Origin of the sequence: Streptomyces sp. NPDC127106, assembly GCF_042677605.1 — a bacterium.
GTDB lineage: Bacteria > Actinomycetota > Actinomycetes > Streptomycetales > Streptomycetaceae > Streptomyces.
The window spans coordinates 16,969-37,281 of the sequence record NZ_JBHXTC010000003.1; the positions used below are offsets into that span (position 1 = coordinate 16,969).

General features: G+C 70.5%; 15 protein-coding genes. 6 read left to right on the forward strand and 9 right to left on the reverse strand.

Annotation, left to right across the window (positions count from 1 at the left end):
- Window positions 1–49 precede the first annotated feature (49 nt).
- From ACFVGY_RS04650 to ACFVGY_RS04670, 5 genes are all read left to right on the forward strand, one after another.
- Window positions 50–2,050, forward strand: a complete 2,001-nt coding sequence (locus tag ACFVGY_RS04650) for a hypothetical protein (RefSeq protein ID WP_385670934.1) — start codon at window positions 50–52, stop codon at window positions 2,048–2,050.
- A gap of 115 nt (window positions 2,051–2,165) precedes the next feature.
- Window positions 2,166–3,671 carry an SDR family NAD(P)-dependent oxidoreductase gene (locus ACFVGY_RS04655; RefSeq protein ID WP_385670937.1) on the forward strand — a complete coding sequence of 502 codons (1,506 nt, stop codon included), beginning with the start codon at window positions 2,166–2,168 and terminating at the stop codon, window positions 3,669–3,671.
- Between the two features lie 2 nt (window positions 3,672–3,673).
- On the forward strand, window positions 3,674–4,480 hold the full coding sequence (locus ACFVGY_RS04660) for a rhamnogalacturonan acetylesterase (RefSeq protein ID WP_385670940.1): 807 nt from the start codon (window positions 3,674–3,676) through the stop codon (window positions 4,478–4,480).
- A gap of 12 nt (window positions 4,481–4,492) precedes the next feature.
- The gene (locus ACFVGY_RS04665; RefSeq protein ID WP_385670943.1) at window positions 4,493–5,341 is read left to right on the forward strand and encodes an Ig-like domain-containing protein; all 849 of its coding nucleotides are present in this window, start codon (window positions 4,493–4,495) and stop codon (window positions 5,339–5,341) included.
- On the forward strand, window positions 5,338–6,942 hold the full coding sequence (locus ACFVGY_RS04670; RefSeq protein ID WP_385670946.1) for a glycosyltransferase family 2 protein: 1,605 nt from the start codon (window positions 5,338–5,340) through the stop codon (window positions 6,940–6,942). Before ACFVGY_RS04665 ends, ACFVGY_RS04670 begins: the two co-directional genes overlap by 4 nt.
- A 55-nt stretch (window positions 6,943–6,997) precedes the next feature.
- On the opposite strand, the gene ACFVGY_RS04675 is transcribed toward ACFVGY_RS04670, so the two are convergent.
- On the reverse strand, window positions 6,998–8,146 hold the full coding sequence (locus ACFVGY_RS04675) for a hypothetical protein (protein ID WP_385670949.1): 1,149 nt from the start codon (window positions 8,144–8,146) through the stop codon (window positions 6,998–7,000).
- Window positions 8,147–8,274: 128 nt separating this feature from the next.
- Here ACFVGY_RS04675 and ACFVGY_RS04680 point away from each other — a divergent pair, with 128 nt between their 5' ends.
- Window positions 8,275–9,345: an LCP family protein gene (locus ACFVGY_RS04680; protein ID WP_385670952.1), complete on the forward strand. Its 1,071-nt coding sequence runs from the start codon at window positions 8,275–8,277 to the stop codon at window positions 9,343–9,345.
- A gap of 136 nt (window positions 9,346–9,481) precedes the next feature.
- On the opposite strand, the gene ACFVGY_RS04685 is transcribed toward ACFVGY_RS04680, so the two are convergent.
- The 8 genes from ACFVGY_RS04685 to ACFVGY_RS04720 all read right to left on the reverse strand — a co-directional run bounded on the left by ACFVGY_RS04685 (window position 9,482) and on the right by ACFVGY_RS04720 (window position 20,304).
- Window positions 9,482–10,981: an amino acid permease gene (locus ACFVGY_RS04685; protein ID WP_385670954.1), complete on the reverse strand. Its 1,500-nt coding sequence runs from the start codon at window positions 10,979–10,981 to the stop codon at window positions 9,482–9,484.
- A 183-nt stretch (window positions 10,982–11,164) separates the two neighbouring features.
- Complete coding sequence (gene dxs, locus ACFVGY_RS04690) at window positions 11,165–13,081, reverse strand: 1-deoxy-D-xylulose-5-phosphate synthase (protein WP_385670957.1); 1,917 nt, start codon at window positions 13,079–13,081, stop codon at window positions 11,165–11,167.
- A 253-nt stretch (window positions 13,082–13,334) separates the two neighbouring features.
- A complete protein-coding gene (locus tag ACFVGY_RS04695; RefSeq protein WP_385670959.1) occupies window positions 13,335–14,627 on the reverse strand; it encodes a sugar ABC transporter permease in 1,293 nt (430 codons plus the stop codon).
- A complete protein-coding gene (locus ACFVGY_RS04700) occupies window positions 14,624–15,412 on the reverse strand; it encodes an ATP-binding cassette domain-containing protein (RefSeq protein ID WP_385424969.1) in 789 nt (262 codons plus the stop codon). Before ACFVGY_RS04700 ends, ACFVGY_RS04695 begins: the two co-directional genes overlap by 4 nt.
- 278 nt (window positions 15,413–15,690) lie before the next feature.
- Window positions 15,691–16,797, reverse strand: coding sequence for a substrate-binding domain-containing protein (locus ACFVGY_RS04705; protein ID WP_385670963.1), 1,107 nt, complete (start codon window positions 16,795–16,797; stop codon window positions 15,691–15,693).
- A 130-nt stretch (window positions 16,798–16,927) separates the two neighbouring features.
- On the reverse strand, window positions 16,928–18,130 hold the full coding sequence (locus ACFVGY_RS04710; RefSeq protein WP_385670966.1) for an ROK family protein: 1,203 nt from the start codon (window positions 18,128–18,130) through the stop codon (window positions 16,928–16,930).
- A 292-nt stretch (window positions 18,131–18,422) separates the two neighbouring features.
- Window positions 18,423–19,346: a carbohydrate ABC transporter permease gene (locus ACFVGY_RS04715; RefSeq protein WP_385670969.1), complete on the reverse strand. Its 924-nt coding sequence runs from the start codon at window positions 19,344–19,346 to the stop codon at window positions 18,423–18,425.
- A 13-nt stretch (window positions 19,347–19,359) separates the two neighbouring features.
- On the reverse strand, window positions 19,360–20,304 hold the full coding sequence (locus tag ACFVGY_RS04720) for a carbohydrate ABC transporter permease (protein ID WP_385670972.1): 945 nt from the start codon (window positions 20,302–20,304) through the stop codon (window positions 19,360–19,362).
- Window positions 20,305–20,313: the final 9 nt, after the last annotated feature.

Here is a 20,313-nt window from a genome sequence, read left to right on the forward strand (position 1 = left end):
TGCGACACTTCACGCGACTCTTATACCTCCATGGGGGAGGCACCGCATCATGCGCTCCAAGCGGCTGCGCGCCGCACTCGGCGTGGCGATCACCTCTGGACTCATCCTCAGCTTCGTCGGGATGCTGGTCGCGGTCGCGTTCGTCTCCCTCCCCCTCTTCGCCGGCTGCGCGGCCCTCAGCTACGTCGCCGACCTGATGCTCCACAACACCGAGTCGCCGACCCTGGAGAAGCTGCGCGACTCGCGCTTCGGCCTGACCATGCGCTTCCTGATCCGGCAGTTCCTGCTGCTGGGCCTGTGCGGGGCCGTGGCCGACATCGAGTCGTTCGTGGCCCAGATGACCACCATCGGCCTGCTGCTGCTGTTCATCCTCCAGCTCGCGTACGGCGCCCTGCTCAAGCACGTCCGCAAGTCGCGCAACGAGCTGCCGTTCACCACGCGCGGGCTGGACCTGGAGGCCCTCGGCATCCGCCGCATGCCCCACCCGTTCCTGATGAACAAGCACGTCCGCAAGACCCTGCACCTGGACATCCCGCTGGTCGCCGGAGCCCTGGCCACCATCGCGACGGACGACTGGCGCTGGGTCACGTACGGCATGATCAGCACGGTCTTCCTCGCCTACTTCTCGCTGCTGGTGCTGGTGCCCGACGCGCGCAACGCGCTCAAGCTGCCCACCACCGACGAGGCCATCGACGAGCTCAACCACCAGCTGGCCGCGTACCAGCCCCAGGTCGCGCTCTACTTCACCTTCGCCGCCATCTCCAAAGACTTCATGTACCAGGTGAACATGTGGCTGGAGTCACTGGAGGCGCTCGACCTGCGGCCCATCATCGTGCTGCGCGAGCGGGCCACCCTGCGCTACCTCGACGCGACGCCCGTTCCCGTCATCTGCGTTCCCAAAGCGGACAATCTCGCCCGTATCGAGATGCACGAGCTGCGTGTCGCCCTCTACCCGGGCAACGCGGGCAAGAACGTGCACATGCTCCAGCGCGCCGAGGTCAAGCACGTCTTCATCGGCCACGGCGACAGCGACAAGCTCGCCAGCAGCAACCGAGTCAGCAAGGTCTTCGACGAGATATGGGTGGCCGGCCGGGCCGGCCGCGACCGCTACGAGCGCATCAAGCACGCCGTCACCCCGCACCAGATCGTCGAGGTCGGCCGCCCCCAGCTGGCGCCCCTGCAGCCCTGGACCGGCCGGGTCGCGGGCAAGATCCCGACCGTCGTCTACGCCCCCACCTGGGAGGGCTGGACCGACGACGCCTGCTACACCTCCGTCATCCCGGCCGGCGAGAAGCTGATCCAGGCCCTGCTCGACGACGAGCGCGAGATCCGGATCATCTACAAGCCGCACCCGCTGACCGGCTCGCGCTCCCCCGAGGCCGCCGCCGCGCACCGCCGCGTCATCGCCCTCCTGGAGGAGGACAACGCCCGGCGCTTCGGCCGCAACGCCACCGACTCCAAGAGCGCGGCCAAGAAGCTCGCCCGCATCGACCAGCGCATCGCCGACCTCTCCGAGCGCGGCGTCCGCTCCAAGTACCCCGACCTCACCGAGGAGGAGCGGACCGCGCGCATCCGGCGCCACCGCAACCAGGCCGGCGCCCTGTACTGGAGCGCCATCCCGGAGGCGGCGCACCACGTGGTGACCGAGCGGATCCCCGCCCTGTACGACTGCTTCAACCAGTCCGACCTGCTGATCGGCGACATGTCGAGCGTCGTCTCCGACTTCGTGGCGACCCGCAAGCCGTACGCGATCTTCAACCTGGAGGGCCTGCCCGACCAGGAGTTCCGCAACGAGCAGCGCACCGCCTACGCCTCGTATCTGCTCGACGCCGACTGCAACGGCCTGGCCGAGGCCCTCGACGCCACGCTGAATCCGAGCCGCGACGTCATGGCGCCCTACCGCGACCAGCTCAAGGACTACCTCCTCGGTCCGGAGTACCCGCCCTCGATCGTCCGCTTCAACCAGGCCGCCAACGACCTCTACCGGCGCGGACTGCTCGACTTCCCCATCGAGTACCCGGAGCCGGAGGAAGCCCCCTTCCCGGTCTAGCCGGCCCGCCCCGCAGCACCAGCCCCGCACCACCCCGCAGCACCACCCCCACCCACGCGCCCCCACCGCGTCCGTACCGCCACCCCCGCACCACCAGCTCAGGAAGTAGGAGACCGTGTCCTCCAGACCTGTCCCCCACCGCACCATCGCCGTCGTACTCGCTGGGGGCACCGGCCAGCGCATCGGGCTCGAAATCCCCAAGCAGCTGCTCAAGATCGCCGGAAAGTCGATCCTGGAGCACACCCTCCACATCTTCGAGAACGCGCCGGACGTCGACGAGGTCATCCTCCTCATGACGCCCGCGTACCTGGACGACGCCCGCCGCATCGTCGACAAGGCCCGCCTGCGCAAGGTGACGGCGGTCCTCGCCGGGGGCTCCACCCGCAGCGAGACCACCCTGATCGCCATCGGGGCGGCCACGGAGCGGCTCGGCGAGGGCGAGGACTGCAACCTCCTCTTCCACGACGCGGTGCGCCCGCTGCTCTCCCAGCGCGTGGTGCGCGAGTGCGTCGAGTCCCTGGAGCGCTACCAGGCCGTCGACGTCGCCATCCCGTCCTCCGACACCGTCATCGTGACGCGGACCCACGGCGACGACGGCGAGTTCATCACCGAGGTCCCCGACCGCTCCCGGCTGCGCCGCGGCCAGACCCCGCAGGGCTTCCGGCTCTCCACCATCCGCGCCGCGTACGAGCGGGCGGTCGCGGACCCGTTCTTCCAGGCGACCGACGACTGCTCGGTGGTGGTCAAGTACCTGCCGGACGTCCCCGTCCACGTGGTCACCGGCGACGACTACAACATGAAGGTCACCCAGCCGGTCGACGTCTTCATCGCCGACAAGCTGTTCCAGCTCGCCTCCCACGCCGCGCCCGCCCAGGCCGGCGAGGCCGCCTACCGCGAGCAGCTGTCCGGCAAGACGATGGTGGTCTTCGGCGGCTCGTACGGCATCGGCGCCGACATCTGCCGGATCGCCGAGGGCTTCGGCGCCCGCGTCTTCGCGCTCGGCCGCTCCACCACCGGCACGCACGTGGAGAACCTCGACCACGTCGAGGAGGCCCTCGCCCATGCTTACGCCGAGACCGGCCGGATCGACTACGTCGTCAACACCGCGGGCGTGCTGCGCGTCGGCCGCCTCGCCGAGACCGACAACGAGACCATCCGCGAGGCGCTGGAGGTCAACTACCTGGCCCCCGTGAACATCGCCCGCACCTCCTACAAGTACCTCAGCGAGACCGAGGGCCAGCTGCTGCTGTTCACCTCCAGCAGCTACACCCGCGGCCGCGCCGAGTACAGCCTGTACTCGTCCACGAAGGCCGCCATGGTCAACCTGACCCAGGCCCTCGCCGACGAGTGGGCCGAGGACGGCATCCGCGTCAACTGCGTGAACCCGGAGCGCACGGCCACCCCGATGCGCACCAAGGCCTTCGGCCGGGAGCCCCAGGACTCGCTGCTGACCTCCGAGTCGGTGGCCCTGACCTCCCTGGACGTGCTGGTCTCCGAGATGACCGGCCATGTGATCGACGTCCGCAAGCAGGACCCGACGTCGTCCCCGGCGCAGCGCTCCGGTTTCGAGGCGGCGCTCGCCTCCGTCCTGATCCGGACGTCGGAGGACCAGGGGGTCTAGGCGTGTCGTACGAAACCGTCCCGCAGCAGGGTCGCCGTCCCAGGATCTACGTGGCCGGCGGCTCCAACGCAGTCAGCCGCCCGTACAGCTTCCTGCCGATGGCGGGCTGGACGCAGGCGCTGCCGCTGTTCCTCACCGACGCGGTGGAGGTGGTCAACTGCGCCCGTGCGCGGGCCAGCTCCAAGAGCTTCCGCGAGCGCGGCCGGCTCCAGTGGATCCTGGAGGACATGGCGCCGGGCGACTACCTGCTGTTCGGCTTCGGCCAGAACGACATCAAGCCGGACCCGGGCCTGCACACCGAGCCGTTCTCCACCTTCATGGAGCAGATGGCCGCGTACGTGCACGGCACCCGGGAGCGGCAGGGCCACCCGGTGGTCCTGCTGCCGTACGAGCGGCGGCGCATCGACCGGCACGGCAACGTCGCCCGCTTCCTCGGCGACTACCCGGTCGCGGCCCGGCAGCTGGCCGAGGACGAGCACGTGCCCGTCGTCGACCTGTACGGGCAGAGCCTGCTGTGGTGGGAGGAGCTCGGGCCGGAGGCGTCCAAGGCCGCCTTCATGTACCTGCGCCGCGGCGAGCCCCTGCAGAAGCACATCCTGGACGGGGACAACGTGCACACGCGGGCCGAGGGCGCGATCGAGTGCGCCCGGTTCATCGCCCGCAGCATGCTGGAACAGGGCATCATCCCGGCCCACTGGGGCCGGGACCTGGACCGCACGCGCTTCGACTACGACGAGATGGGCTGGCTGGACGAGGACACCTTCCGGCAGCGCACCGCGTCCCGCGTCTCCACGTTCCCCGGCGCCTGAGGAGTCCCGTACGTGAACAACCTCCTGTGCCGGGGCCGGGCCCTCGGCGACACCCCTGACGGGGGCGCCGTGTACGCCGCCCTGTACTCCTCGGTCGACCCGCGCCGCGGCGTCGCGCCCGGCGAGACGGTCCAGCTCGGCCTGTCCGTCGCCCCCGACCAGGGCGCCTCGCGCGGCTGCGGCTACCTGCTGCGTGCCCCGCTGGTCGAGTCCGCCGACATCGTCGGCGTGCAGGGCCTGGAGTACTTCCCGCGGCAGGGCTGGTTCCGGGTCCGCGTCGACTCCGGCGAGACCGGCACCGGCATCCTGCACCTGCGCGTCCACGACACGGCCTCGGCGCCGCGGATCCGGCCGCAGATGGTGGTCGCCGTCCCCGACGCGACCGGCCGCAAGCTCGTCCGCACGGCCCGGCTGGACGCCGAGGCGCTGCCGGTCCGCCGGGCCACCGCCCGCGGCCTGCGCCTCACCGCCGAGCCGGGCCGGTCCGGCTCGGTGAACGTGCTGTCCGCGTGCCCGGCGGGAAGCACCGCCGTGGCGGTGACCGCGCCGCGCCACGGTGACGCGCAGCTGTCGTACGACGGCTGGGTGACGTACAGCCCGGCGCCCGGCTTCACCGGCTACGACCGCTTCGAGTACACGGTGGGCAGCCCGACCGGGGAGCAGCTGACCTCGCACGTGAACGTCTTCGTGGGATCCCTGGACTACGCCCCGGGCGCCTTCCCCGCGCGGCCCACGGACGTCGCCTTCCGCCCCTGGCAGTGGCCGGAGCTGACCGGCGAGATGCCCTGGCCCCGCCCCGACCGTCCCGGCCACCCCGCCTCCGCCGCCCCGTCCGACCGCCCGAGGAACCCAACAGCATGAACACCGCCGTCGCGCTCCCCGCCGACACCAAGGACGTGTCCGTCGCGGTCCGGGTCAGCAACCAGGCCCAGGCGTTGGAAGCCTGTCTGGCCTCGCTCCTCGCCCAGACCATCGGCACGGACCGGCTGGAGATCATCGGCGTCGACGACGGTTCGACGGACGAGAGCGGCTCCGTCCTGGCCCGGGCGGCGCACCAGTACCCCGGGTTCGTCCGCGTCGGGCAGGTCTCGCACGGGCTGGGCCCGGCCGCCGCCCGCAACTGGGCGCTGAGCCAGGTGCGCGGACGGTACGTCATCTTCCTGGAGGCGACGGACCGGCTGGCGCCCGACGCGCTGCAGCGGATGCTGGCCGCGGCCGACGCCAACGAGGCGGACGTGGTGCTCGGCAAGCTGGAGAGCTCGGGCCGGCACTCGGTGCCGACGGCCATGTTCCGCAAGAACCAGGCCTACACCGACGCCTTCAGCTCGCGCGTCTACTGGTCGCTCAGCCCGGACAAGCTGTTCCGCACCAGCCTCCTGCACCGGCGCGGCCTGGTCTTCCCCACCGACATGCCGGTCGGGGACGACCAGGTCTTCACCGCGGGCGCGTTCATCGGCGCGGACAACGTCTCCGTCGTCGCCGACGCCACCTGCGTGGTCAAGGGCCCCGCGCCCGCCCACCGGGCGACCCTGGCCGACGAGGTCACCCTGGCCTCCCGGATGCTGGCCCTGGTCGCCTCGCAGCTGCCGGAGGGGCCGCGCCGGGACCGGCTCCAGGCCCGGCACCTGGAGGTGGAGCTGGGCGGGGCCACCGCGCAGGCGCTGCTGTCGGCCGCCGACCCGGCGGAGCGGGACCAGACCCTGTGGGCCGCGGCCGAGGTACTGCGCACCCAGGCCGCTCCGGGGGCGCTGGCGCTGCTGCCGCGCATGGTCGCCGTACGGTTCGCACTGCTGGCCCAGGGCCGGTTCGCCGAAGCGCAGCGGATCGCCGCCTTCGAGGCGGACACGGACCGGCCGGTCGTCCGCAAGACGGTGGAGAACGGGCGGGTGTTCACCACCCTGCCGTTCTTCCGGGACGCGCAGGTCGGGCTGCCGGACGAGCTGTTCGACATCACCGGCGACATGACGGTCTCCCAGCAGCTGCAGAAGGCCCGCTGGGACGGGCCGATGCTGCTGCTGGACGGTTACGCCTTCTTCGAGCAGCTGTCGACGAAGGAGCGCGCGACCCGGGTGGTGCTGCGGGAGCGGACCAGCGGCGCCCAGGAGACCCACGCGGTGACGGCCCGCCGGGACGACACCCTGACCAACGCCAAGGGCAAGGCCCGGGCGATGGGCCGGTTCTCGGCGCGGATCAACCTGGCGCAGACCTCCAGCGGCTGGCCGCTGCCGCCGGGCACCTGGGACCTGTACCTGTCGGTCAGCTTCGAGGGCGTGACCCAGGAGGTGCGGCTCGGCACGCGCCGGGCGGCCGACCTGGACACCACGGCCCGGATGCCGGTGCGGATCTCGGACGCGCCGGGCACGCAGGGGATGGAGCTGGCGGCGACCCCGTACTACGCGGAGGACGGCGGCCTGACCCTGGAGGTCGTGCAGCGGGCCCCGCTGCCGGGCCGCGCCTACTAGGGCTGCGGCCGGGCCGGCCCGGCCCGGTCCGGCCCGGCCCGGTCCGCCGCCCGGATCAGGCCAGGGGCTCCCAGGGGCCGAACGCGAGCCCCTGGACGGTGGTGTCCTGGCGGGCGCACATCGGTGTGCCGCTCTCGTCGAACGCGGCGACGACGACCCGGCCGGCCGCGTCCACGTCCACCTGTGGGGCGTACGCGCCGTGGCCGCCGATGGACGCCCACCACGTGCCGTAGCCCTCGTTCTCGGTGACGTAGGCGGTGACCTCGACGTCGCCGTCGGCCCCGGTCTGCGCGAGCACCGTGCAGTCGTAGCCGCCGAGGACGGCCCGGGTGACGCCGGGCGCGCCGCGGCCGCCCGCGCCGCCGAGGCCCATCAGGCCGCCCTGGACACCCTGGCGGGCGGCCCGCCAGGCGACCAGCGAGCCGTCGCCCGGGTAGCGCCAGAAGTACGTGGCCCGGCGCGGGCCCGTCCCGTACGCGACCGGGGTGCCGGGGACGACGGGCGTGGGGATGCGGTCGGTGAGGCCGAAGCGGCCCTGGCCGATGCCGGTCCAGCGGTCGGGGCCGGACGGGCCGACGGCGAGCACCTCCAGCACTCCGCCGGTCGGCATGAGCGGCACCACGTCGCCCGGGTAGGGCTGTGCGGCCACCTGCTTCCAGGCGCCCCACGCCCCCTCGGCGTTGCGGCTGCGCCGCAGGATGCCGGAGTGGCGCAGGGAGACGATGACGTGGGTGGAGCCGGAGCGCTGGTTGACGGCGATCCGCGGCGGGCCGGTCAGCCGGTCGCCCTCGGGGCCGTCGCGCAGGGCCGGGGTGCCGAGGCTGTACCAGTCGATCATGGGGCGGCCCGGCTGGAACTGGGTGGAGACGATGACCTCGGGCAGGCCCGAGCCGTCCTCGGCAGCCCGCAGGGCGGCGAAGTGGACGTACCCCTCGCAGGTCCGCGCCATGGCGGCGGTTCCCGACCAGCCCGGGACGTCGAAGGTGTCGGGGCCGGTCCAGCCGGTGAAGGGGGCGGCCGCCTCGGTCCAGCGGAGCAGGCCGCCCGGAGTGCAGGCATAGGCCGTCAGGCGGCCGTCGCCGCCCTTGAACAGCCAGGTGCCGGCCGGCGGGGTGGACCGGCGTGCCCCAGGTCCGCCGGTACGGGCGTCCTGCGCCCCGCGAGCCGAAGAGGCGGCTCGGCTACCGTCTTTGCCGCGGATCACTCCGTATACCACCCTTCTGCCCGATATGTTCACACCCCGAGGGGCAGGGCTCTTCACCCGAAGGAATCAGCCACTCGAAAGGGTGTCTTATGATGCACCCCCATCGATAATAGAAGGGCACTGCCTCCATGACCGACCGCCCCTCGGCCACCCCTCCCTCCACCCGGCGCAAGCCGCGGCGCGGCGGACGGCGCGTCCTGCGGATCGTGCTGCTGGTGGTGGCGGTGCTCATCCTCGCGGCCGGCGGCGCGGGCTGGTGGGCGTACAGCCACCTCAACGGCAACATCGACAGCGTCGACCTCGACCAGGCCATCGGCGACAACCGCCCGAAGAAGGTCGCCCCCGGCGCGCAGAACATCCTGGTCCTCGGCTCGGACTCGCGCGACGGCGCGAACGGCGACCTCGACCACGGCGACGTCAGCGGCGCCCGCTCGGACACCGCGATGCTGGTCCACCTCCCGGAGGGCCGGTCCCGCGCCACGGCGGTGAGCATCCCCCGCGACACCCTCATATCCAGGCCCGAGTGCAAGGGCGGCGACGGCAAGACCGTCCCGGCCGCCGACCGGGTCATGTTCAACTCCGTCTACACGCTCGCCGGGCCGGCCTGCGTGGTCAAGACCGTCGAACAGCTGTCCGGTATCCGCGTGGACCACTTCGTGGAGGTCGACTTCGCCGGCTTCAAGGGCCTGGTGGACGCGCTCGGCGGGGTCACCGTCACCCTGGACAAGCCGATGACCGGCGCGAAGGGCGGCCTGAAGCTGGACGCCGGCACGCACCGGCTGAACGGCACCGACTCCCTCAAGTTCGTCCGCACCCGCTACGGCTACGGCGACGGTAGCGACCTCGGGCGCATAGGCCTCCAGCAGCAGTTCATGATGGCGATGCTCTCGGAGATCAAGAAGCAGGACGCCCTCGGCAACCCGGCCCGGCTCTACAAGCTCGCGGACGCGGGCACCAAGTCGCTCACCACCGACTCCGAACTCGCCTCGCTCACCGCGCTCGCCGACTTCGCGCAGAGCATGAAGGGCGTGGACCCGGACACCATGGAGACCATCCTGCTCCCGGTGGCCTACGACAAGGTCGACCCCAACCGGGTCGTCGTCGCGCAGCCGCAGGCCGGCAAGCTGTGGGAGGCCCTGCGCACCGACCAGAAGATCCCGGCGGACGCGAAGAAGTCCCCCGCCACGGCCAAGGGGTGAGCCCGGGCGGGGCGCCGCCCGCCCCGCCGACGGCACCCACCGCGCCGCCACGCGTCGGGTCGGGCCCGTACCGGGAGGTCTCCCGTACGGGCCCGACGCGTGCTGCGGCGTACTGCGGCGTCGTACTTTCGGCGGGTCAGTACTTGGCGTCCGTGCCGACCTTGCCCAGGCGGCTGTTGCCGCGGCTGTAGGCGAAGTACACGATGAAGCCGATGACCATCCAGATGGCGAACCGGACCCAGGTCTCGGTCGGCAGGTTGAGCATCAGCCAGAGCGAGGCCGCGATCGACAGGATCGGGACGAACGGCACCCACGGGGTGCGGAACGCCCGGTGCAGGTCGGGGCGGGTCCTGCGGAGGATGATGACGCCGAGGGCGACCACCACGAAGGCGAACAGCGTGCCGATGTTCACCAGTTCCGCGAGGTTCTCCAGGCTGGTGAAGCCCGCCACGACGGCGATGACCACACCCAGCAGGACGGTCGCCCGGTACGGGGTGCGGTACTTCGGGTGGGTGACGGAGAAGACGCGCGGCAGCAGCCCGTCACGGCTCATCGCGAAGAACACCCGGGTCTGGCCGAGCAGCAGGATCATGCACACGGTGATCAGACCGACGGACGCCCCGAGGCTGATGGCGCCGGCGAAGAACGGCTGGTTCACCGACTTGAAGGCCTCGGCGAGCGGGGCGGTCGGCGACATCTCCGTGTACTTCTGCATGCCCGTCACCACGAGGGTCACGGCGACGTAGAGGATCGTGCAGATGAACAGCGAGCCCAGGATGCCGCGCGGCATGTCGCGCTGCGGGTTCTTGGTCTCCTCCGCCGCGGTGGCCACGACGTCGAAGCCGATGAAGGCGAAGAAGACGAGGGAGGCGGCCGTGAAGATGCCCATGACACCGAAGTTGGTGGGCTCGTAGCCGAACAGCACCTGCACCAGCGGCGCCGTCCAGAGGCTCCCGCCGGCGGGCTGCGGCTGGGCCGGAGGGATGAACGGCGCGTAGTTGTCGGACTTGACGAAGAACAGGCCGGCGATGATGACCAGCAGGACGACGGTCACCTTGATGGCGACCACGATCGCGGTGATCCGGGCGGACAGCTTCGTGCCGATGACCAGGATCGCGGTCAGCACCAGGACCAGGAAGAACGCCAGTAGGTCGAAGGTGCCCCCCGCATCGGGTCCGGAGAGCGCGACGGGCATCTGCCAGCCCAGGTTGGTGTCCATCAGGTGCCGGACGTAGCCGGACCAGCCCACCGCCACCACCGCCGTGCCGAGCGCGAATTCGAGCACCAGGTCCCAGCCGATGATCCACGCGGGCAACTCGCCGATCGAGGCGTACGAGAACGTGTACGCCGAGCCCGCCACCGGAACGGTGGACGCGAACTCGGCGTAGCAGAGGGCCGCGAGGGCGCAGACGACGCCGGCCGCCACGAAGGAGAGGGAGGTGGCGGGGCCGGCGTTGTTGCGGGCCGCGATGCCCGTCAGGACGAAGATGCCCGTGCCGATGATGACACCGACACCGAAGATGGTGAGGTCCCAGGCCGACAGCGACTTCTTGAGGGCGTGTTCCGGCTCCTCCGTGTCGCGTATGGACTGCTCCACCGTCTTGGTGCGGAAGGGGCTGTTGATATCCGTACTCACCGACGCACCTCCGAACAGGTGTCGACGCACGAACGGGCCGGGAGGCCCACTCTTCAAGAGTGATCTCCCGGCCCGTGACGTGCAACCGCGCATCGATCTACGCACCGTGCGCGGGGCGTTTTCCGGACACGCCGCCCGGACACGCCGCCCGGACCGCCGGACGGGGGCGGCCGACGGAGGCGGTCAGTCGACGGCGGCGGCCGGCTCGCTGTCGAGGCGCCCGTCGAGCTTGGCGACGAGGCCGGTGACCTGCCGCGCGATGTTCGGGGCGGTCAGCCCGATCTCGGCCAGGATCTCCTTGCGCAGGGCGTGGTCGAGGAAGCGCTGCGGGATGCCGAAGTCGCGCAGCGGCACGTCGACGCCCGCGTCGCGCAGCGCCTGCGAGACCGCGGAGCCCACACCACCGGCGCGGCCGTTGTCCTCGACGGTGACGACGACCCGGTGCCGCTCGGCCAGCGGGGCGAGGGCCTCGTCCACCGGTTTGACCCAGCGCGGGTCGACCACGGTGGTGCTGATGCCCTGCTTGTCGAGGAGGTCGGCGATCTCCAGGCACATCGGGGCGAGCGCGCCGACCGAGACGAGCAGTACGTCCGGCCGGGTGACCTCGGGGGCCGGCTCGCGCAGCACGTCCATGCCGCCGATGCGGCCGACGGCCGGGACGGCCGGGCCCACGACGCCCTTGGAGAAGCGCACCACGGTCGGGGCGTCCTTGACCTCGACGGCCTCGCGCAGCTGGGCGCGAAGCTGCTCGGCGTCGCGGGGCGCGGCGAGCCGCAGGCCGGGGACGACCTGGAGGATCGACATGTCCCACATGCCGTTGTGGGAGGCGCCGTCGTCGCCGGTGACGCCGGCGCGGTCCAGGACGAAGGTGACGCCGCACTTGTGCAGGGCCACGTCCATCAGGACCTGGTCGAAGGCGCGGTTGAGGAAGGTGGCGTACACCGCGAAGACCGGGTGGACGCCGCCGGTGGCGAGGCCAGCGGCGGAGGTCGCACCGTGCTGCTCGGCGATGCCGACGTCGTAGATGCGCTCCGGGAAGGCCTCGGCGAACTTGTTGAGGCCGACCGGGTGGAGCATGGCGGCGGTGATGCCGACGACGTCCGGGCGGTCGTGGCCGATCTTCACCATCTCGTCGGCGAAGACGGAGGTCCAGCTGGCGGCGGCGGTCTTCACCGGCAGGCCGGTGTCCGGGTGGATGACGCCGACCGCGTGGAAGCGGTCCGCCTCGTGCTCCAGGGCCGGGGTGTAGCCGCGGCCCTTCTGGGTGAGGCAGTGGACGATGACGGGGCCGCTGAAGCGCTTGGCGCGCTGCAGCGCGGACTCCAGCGCCTCGATGTCGTGGCCGTCGATGGGGCCGATGTACTTCAGGCCCAGGTCCTCGAACATGCCCTGCGGGGCGATGAAGTCCTTCAGGCCCTTCTTGGCGCCGTGCAGGGTCTCGAAGAGCGGCTTGCCGACGACGGGCGTGCGCTCCAGGATCTCCTTGCCGCGGGCCAGGAAGCGCTCGTAGCCGTCCGTGGTGCGCAGGGTGGCCAGGTGGTTGGCGAGGCCACCGATGGTGGGGCCGTAGGAGCGCTCGTTGTCGTTGACGACGATGACCAGCGGGCGGTCCTTGGCGGCGGCGATGTTGTTCAGCGCCTCCCAGGCCATGCCGCCGGTCAGGGCGCCGTCGCCGATGACGGCGGCCACGTGGTGGTCGGCCCGGCCGAGCACCTCGTTGGCCTTGGCGAGGCCGTCGGCCCAGCCCAGCACGGTGGAGGCGTGGGAGTTCTCGATCACGTCGTGCTCGGACTCGGCGCGCGACGGGTAGCCGGACAGGCCGCCCTTGGTGCGCAGGCCGGCGAAGTCCTGGCGGCCGGTGAGCAGCTTGTGGACGTAGGCCTGGTGGCCCGTGTCGAAGAGGATCCGGTCCTTCGGCGACTCGAAGACCCGGTGCAGGGCGATCGTCAGCTCGACCACACCGAGGTTGGGGCCGAGGTGCCCGCCGGTCTTGGAGACGGCGTCGACGAGGAAGGACCTGATCTCGGCGGAGAGCTGAACGAGCTCCTCCTGGCTGAGCCGGTCCAGATCGCGCGGTCCCTTGATGCGGGTCAGCAGCACCCGTGCCTCCTTGCAGTTGCTTGCTGGTCTGTCGAGTCTAATGTTCCGTCGGCGACCCCGGTCATCGGGCTGCCGCATGCGGGTCACAGCTTTGTCATTCCTGTGCGCATCCGCCCGACGTCACACCTCACATTCGGGTGCATATCCGTACAGTTGCCCGCACGCGCCAACGAACTGATGTACGCACAGGTGCCCGGTGCCACGGGGAGTGGCACCGGGCACTGTGACCGGTCTTACCGCGTTGGGCGTGCTGTCAGACGCGTCCGGCGGTCTTCTGGGTCTTGCGCGTGATCGAGTCGATCACCACGGTGGCCAGCAGCACCGCACCGGTGATCATGTACTGGACGGGAGTGGCGATTCCCTCGAGAGCCAGACCGTACTGGATCGAGGTGATGACCATGACACCGAGGAGGGCGTTCCAGGTCCTGCCCCGGCCGCCGAAGAGGCTGGTGCCGCCGATGACGGCCGCCGCGATGACGTTCATCAGCAGATCGCCGGCGCCGGCGCTCTGGTTCGCCGCCGCGATCTTGGAGCACCAGAAGAGCCCGCCGATGGCGGCGAAGGTGCCCGCGATGGAGAACACCGCGACGCGGATGCCGGTGACGTTGATGCCCGCGCGGCGGGAGGCCTCGACGCTGCCGCCGAGGGCGAAGACGTTCCGGCCGAAGCTGGTGCGGCGCAGGAGGAAGTCCGTGCCGACCAGGACCACCACGAAGAGCACCACCGCGAGCGGGAGGCCCTTGTACTGGTTGAACACCGCGGCGGGGCCGAAGGTGAACACGGCGAGCAGGCCGGTGCGCAGCAGCAGCTCGCTCAGGGGGCGGGACGGGACGCCCGCCTCCGCCCGGCGCTTGTTGTCGGTGAACGCGGCCAGGAAGTACCCGGCCGTGGCGACCGCGGCGAGGCCGTAGGCCGCCGCAACGTCCGTGAAGTAGTACGTGGTCAGCTGCCCCACGACACCGTCGGGGTCGATGTTGATCGTGCCGTTGCTGCCGAGGATCTGGAGCATGGCACCGGACCAGAACAGCAGGCCCGACAGGGTGACGGCGAAGGCCGGCGCGCCGACCTTGGCGAAGAAGAAGCCGTGGATCGCGCCGATCAGGGCACCGCCGGCGACCGCCGCGAGGATCGCCACCCACTCGTTGACCCCGTTGGTGACCGCCAGGACGGCGAAGAGGGCACCCGAGACGCCGCTGACCGAGCCGACCGAGAGGTCGATCTCACCGAGCAGCAGCACGAAGATGATGCCGACGGCCATCATGCCCGTGGCGACCATGGTGATCGCGATGTTGGTGAGGTTCTCCGGGGACAGGAAGTTCTCGTTCAGCCCCTGGAAGATGCCCCAGATGACGATCAGGCCGATCACCACCGGGAGGGACCCCAGGTCGCCCGCCTTCATCTTGCGGCGGAACTCGCTGAGGTAGCCGGTCAGGCCCTGCTCGCGGACGAGCAGACGGGGGTCCACCGCGGGAATGGCGTCCGCCGGGGCGGCCGGGTTGGCCAGCTGGGCCACCTCTTCCGCATGGGTGTGGTGTTCCGTGCTCACTTGCGAGCCTCCCCGGTGCGGGCCGCCCGACGGGTCACGGCGTTGTCCGTGGCTCCCGTGATGGCGGAGATGATCTCTTCCTGCGAGGTGTCCGCGACCTTGAAGACACCGTTGTTGCGGCCCAGCCGCAGGACTGCCACCCGGTCGGCGACGGCCTTCACATCGGCCATGTTGTGGCTGATGAGGATGACCGCGTGACCACGCTCGCGCAGCCGCTCGACCAGGTCGAGGACCTGCGCGGTCTGCTCGACGCCGAGGGCGGCGGTCGGCTCGTCGAGGATGACGAGCTGGGGCTCCCCGAGCATCGAACGGGCGATCGCCACCGTCTGGCGCTGACCGCCGGAGAGCGAGGCGATGGGGATACGGACGCTGGGGATCCGGATGGACAGGGTGGTCAGGAGCTCGCGGGCGCGGCGCTCCATCTCCACCTCGTCCAGGACACCGCGGCGCTTGAGCTCGCGCCCCAGGAAGAGGTTGCCGACGACGTCGATGTTGTCGCACAGCGCGAGGTCCTGGTAGACCGTCGCGATGCCCAGGTTCTGGGCGTCGTGGGGCTTGGTGATCGTGACCGGCTTGCCCTCCCACTCGATGACGCCGTCATCGATGGGGTGCACGCCGGCGATCGTCTTGACGAGCGTGGACTTGCCGGCGCCGTTGTCGCCGACGAGGGCGACCACCTCGCCGGAGTGGATCTCGAGGTCTACATCGGTGAGCGCCTGGACGGCGCCGAACCGCTTCGAGACCCCTCGCAACGCCAGCACGGGCGCAGCGGACACATGAACCATCTCCTTCGCCGCCTGACCGGCGGGGATGTCGTGCAGTAAGTGCAGGAGCGGGGTAAGGGTGGAGGAATCGTTTCTGCCCGGCGTCCCGCTGGTGGCGGGGATGAGTGGGCGGGGCGCCGGGCAGGCGCGGGGGTCCCGGTGGACCGGAGGCCGCGGAGCGGGCCCCCGGCCGGCAGGACGCTGGAGCCTCACACGGCTGGGGGGTCCGTGCGGGGCCGCGGCCGGCCCGGGCGGGCCGGCGTGGCCTTCGTACGACCCTTCGTGGAGGCCGGTGCGGCCTACTTCAGGCCGAGGGCAGTGCAGGCGGCCGCGTACTTCTCGGTGCAGATCTCGTCGGCCGTGTAGACACCGTCCTTGATGACAGTGTCCTTGATGTTGTTCTTGGTGAGCGAGACGACCGGGACCAGGACCGAGGGGACGCCCTTGGTGGTGGGGCTGTCGACCGTGGAGGTGGTCACACCGTCGAGCTTCTCGCCCTTGGCGAGGGCGACGGCCATCTTGGCGGCGGCCTCGGCCTCGGGGGCGTACGGCTTGTAGACGCTCATGAACTGCTCACCGGCGACGATGCGCTGCACGCCCGCGAGCTCGGCGTCCTGGCCGGTGACCGGGGGCAGCGGGCTCATGCCGGCCGCCTTCAGGGCCGTGATGATGCCGCCGGCCATGCCGTCGTTGGCGGAGTAGACGCCGATGATCTTGTCCTTGCCCAGCGCCGAGATCGCGCCCGCCATGTTGGTGTTGGCGTTCTCCGGCTTCCACTCCTTGGTGTCGTACTCCTTGCCGATGTTCACCTTGCCGTCGAGGACGGAGTGGGCGCCCTTCTTGAAGAGGGCGGCGTTCGGGTCGGTGACCGACCCGTTCATCATCACGATGTCGCCGTCCTTGGCCTTGTCGCCCAGGGCCTCCAGCAGGGCCTTGCCCTGGACCTTGCCGACCTCTTCGTTGTCGAAGGAGGTGTAGGCGTCGATCGGGCCCTCGGCGAGGCGGTCGTAGGACACGACCGGGATGCCGGCCTCCTTGGCCTTCTTGACCGCGCCGGCGATGGCCTTGGAGTCGACCGCGTCGACGATCAGGACGTTCACCTTGTTGGTGATCATCGTGTCGACCTGGGAGTTCTGCGTGGTGGCGTCCTGCTTGGCGTTGGCGTAGACCACCTCGCCCTTGCCGCCGGTGAGCTCGGCGACCTTCTTCTCGATGAGCGGCTTGTCGAACTTCTCGTAGCGCGCGGTCTGGTTCTCGGGCAGGAGCAGACCGACCTTGATCGCACCACCCGCGGCGGCGGCGGTGCCGGACTGCTTCGGCTTCTCACCGGCCTCCTTGGCGCTGCCACAGGCGGCGAGGGACACGGCCATGGCGCCGGCGGCGACGACTACGGCGGCTCTACGCATACGCGTGTTCATTTCCTGAACCTCCCTGACGAGGCCGCGACGGTGCGGCCGAGGTGTGATGGAGTCAACCCCGGCCGCAAGTTTGCCGTCAAGGAGTGAATCCTTAACGAGATGACAACGGTGCCATCCGTTATCTAACTGAAGGCAAGAGCTTCAGCGACGACGAATCGGCCAGAAGGGTTGAATCGCCCATCTCGCTGAGCACCAGGGCCAGCGCCCCCAGCACCTCGGCGCGGCTGCCCAACGAGCCGGTGAGGACGGAGAGTTGGCGTGCCGCACTGGGGATGGCGTACCGCCCCACGGACTCGCGTATGGGGGTCAGGACCAGCTCGCCGGCCTCGGCCAGGGAGCCGCCGAGCACCACCCGGCTCGGGTTCAGGACGTTGCAGAGGTTCGCGACGCCACTACCCACATGGCGGCCCACGTCGGCGATGACCCTCCGGCATCCGGGGTCGCCCTCACGGGCCAGCTCCACGACCCGCTCCATGGTCAGCTCGGGCCCGTGCGTGCCCTGGAGCAGCGGCAGGACGTAGCGGGCCGCGGCGAAGGTCTCCAGGCAGCCGCGGTTGCCGCAACGGCAGACCGGGCCGGACTCGTCCAGCGTGATGTGCCCGATCTCGCCGGCCGTGCCGCCGGGCCCCCGGTAGATCTGCCCGTTTATCACCAGGCCTGCGCCGACGCCGCTGGCCACCTTGATGTACGCCAGGTCCTTGACCCCGCGGCCGCTCCCCCACACCAGTTCGCCGAGGGCGCCGAGGTTGGCGTCGTTGTCCACGTACACGGGCACGCCGAGGCGCCGGGCGAGCTCCTGGCGCGGGTTGATCCCGGCCCAGCCCGGCAGGATCGCGGTGGAGCCGAGGGTCCCGGACTCCACGTCGATCGGGCCGGGCACGCCGAGCCCTACGCCGATGACCTTCTCCAGGCCCACCCCGATGCCCGCGATCAGCTGTCCGACCAGCACTTCCGCCCGGTCGAAGCCGTCCGCCCAGGAGGCGTCCACGTCCATCGGTGCCGACTCCTCGGCCAGCACCTGGTGGGCCAGGTTGCCCACCGCCACCCGCAGGTGGGTGTGGCCGAAGTCCACGCCGATCACGATGCCCGCGTCGCCGCTGAGGGAGACGCTGCGCGCCCTGCGGCCGCCGGACGAGGTGTCCGTGACCTCGACGGTCCCACCGTCCTTGAGTTCCCGGACGATGTTGGAGACCGTGGCCGCCGACAGTCCGGTGGACCGGGCGATCTCCGCCTGGGTCAGCGAACCCGCGAGCCGCACCGCCCGCACGACCCGCTCGAGATTCGCACGGTGCAGTGAAGACTGCGATCCGGGAGTCTGCACGACTCATCCACTCCTGCCCATAAGCGACGGCCGGCCGTCGCCCCCCGGCCGGCGATCGCGGACTGGAGTCTCCGAGACGCCGGCGTCTCTCCAACTTGTGAACCCTAAGTCGAGCTCTTGGGCATCCACACGTCAAGAGGCGGACACGGCACGAATCTGCCCTTATCCGTCATAAGTATGAGAGACATCCCTCTAGATCGTGCTGTGGGGGCCGCAGGGGCCGGCTGTCCACGGCTCCTACGGCCCCCCACGGCACTGTGCGGCCCTCTGCCGCCTCCGGGTGCCCGCGGGGCTACTTCAGTGTGGCGGAGGTCAGGCCGGCCTGGATCTGCCGCTGGAAGGACAGGTACACCACCAGCATCGGAATCATCGCGATGGTCACACCGGCGAAGAGCACCGGCAGGTCCGTCTCGTAGCCCATCTGGTACTGGAGCTGGATCAGGCCCTGGGTCAGCATGTAGCGCTCCGGGTCCGATCCGGTCTGCGGCTGCATCAGCACGGACGGCAGGATGTACTGGTTCCACTGGCCCAGCACGTTGAAGATGCCGACGCTGATCAGGCCCGGCCTGGCCATGGGCAGCATCACCTGGAAGAAGATCCGGGTGTCGGAGGCCCCGTCGATCACCGCCGCCTCGTACACGGCCGTCGGCAGCGTGCGGAAGAAGGAGTGCATGAAGAAGACCGTGAACGGCATGGAGTAGGCGACGTAGACCAGGATCAGCCCCTGGTAGGTGTTGAGCATGTCGAGGCGCTTGACCATGAAGAACAGCGGGACGAGCGCCAGGAAGACGGGGAACATGGCCCCGCTGACGAAGAAGTAGTAGACGACCCGGTTGCCCGGGAAGGGGTAGCGGGCCAGCACGTACGCCGCCATCGAGCCGAGCAGCATCGTCAGCGGCACCGAGAACGCCATCACGATCAGGGTGTGGGCGAAGTAGTCGCCGATGCCCTTGTCCCAGGCCCGGGCGAACGCGTCGAAGTGCCAGTTGGAGGGCCAGCTCAGGGCCGAGCCGCCGATCTGGGAGTCGGTCTTGAACGACCCGAGCGCCAGCCAGACCAGCGGCAGGACGATCAGCACCGCCCAGACGGCGAGGAACCCGTGCGAGAAGACGTTCAGCGCCGTGCCGTCGGAGCCTCCGCCGGAGCCCTGCGCCGGGCCGCCGCCGCCCGCCCGCTCCTCGGAGCGCTCTCCGGGCGCCTTGATCACAGTGGTCATCGTGGTCTCCCGCTCAGAACTCGATGCGCTCGCGGCGGGTCGCGCGCAGCGTGACGACGGAGAGGATCAGGGTCAGCAGGAGCATGACCACGCCCATGGCGCAGGCGTAGCCGCTCTTGCCGAAGTACAGGAAGTTGCGCATCAGCACCGTGGCCATGACCTCGCTGTGGTGGTCGGGCCCGCCGCCGAACTGACCGGAAGTCATCGTCGAGACCAGCACGAACATGTCCATGGCGGCGATGCCGAGGTAGACGGCGGAGGTCTGCACGGAGTCCCACAGCAGGGGCAGCGTGACCTTGAGGAAGGTCTGGGCGCGCCCCGCGCCGTCGAGCAGGGCGGCCTCGTAGATGTCCTTGGGGACGGACTGCATGGCCGCCGAGAACAGCACGAGGTAGAAGCCGACCCCGTGCCAGACCACCACGGACAGCAGGCACCACAGGACCAGGTCGGGCTCGTTGAGCCATTCGACGGGGTGGGCCGGGTCGACCAGGCCCAGCCCGACCAGGAAGCCGTTGAGCAGGCCGCCCTCGTCGCTGCGGTACACCGCGCCGAAGAGGACGGCGAGGATGGCCAGGGAGAGGACCTGCGGAAAGAAGTAGACGATCTTGTACACGGAGGAGCCGCGCACGCCCCGCACCCCGCCGGCCCCGCTGCGCCCTCCCGCGTTCACCATGAAGGCGAAGAAGAGGGCCAGCAGGATGGTGAGGGCCGGGACGAACACCAGGAGCAGCAGGTTGTGCCAGAGCGCGCCGCGGAAGACCTCGTCCTGGAGCAGGGTCGTGTAGTTGTCCCAGCCGACGAAGTCGAACGTGGGTGACTGGCCCGACCAGTTGGTGAAGGAGTAGCCGAAGGTCTGGACGTACGGCCAGATGACGAAGGTCAGGTACAGCGCGAGCGGCAGGAAGAGGAAGCCGCTGATGAAGCCGGCCCGCCCCCGTCCCCTGGCTACGTGGCTCATGGTGTCCGT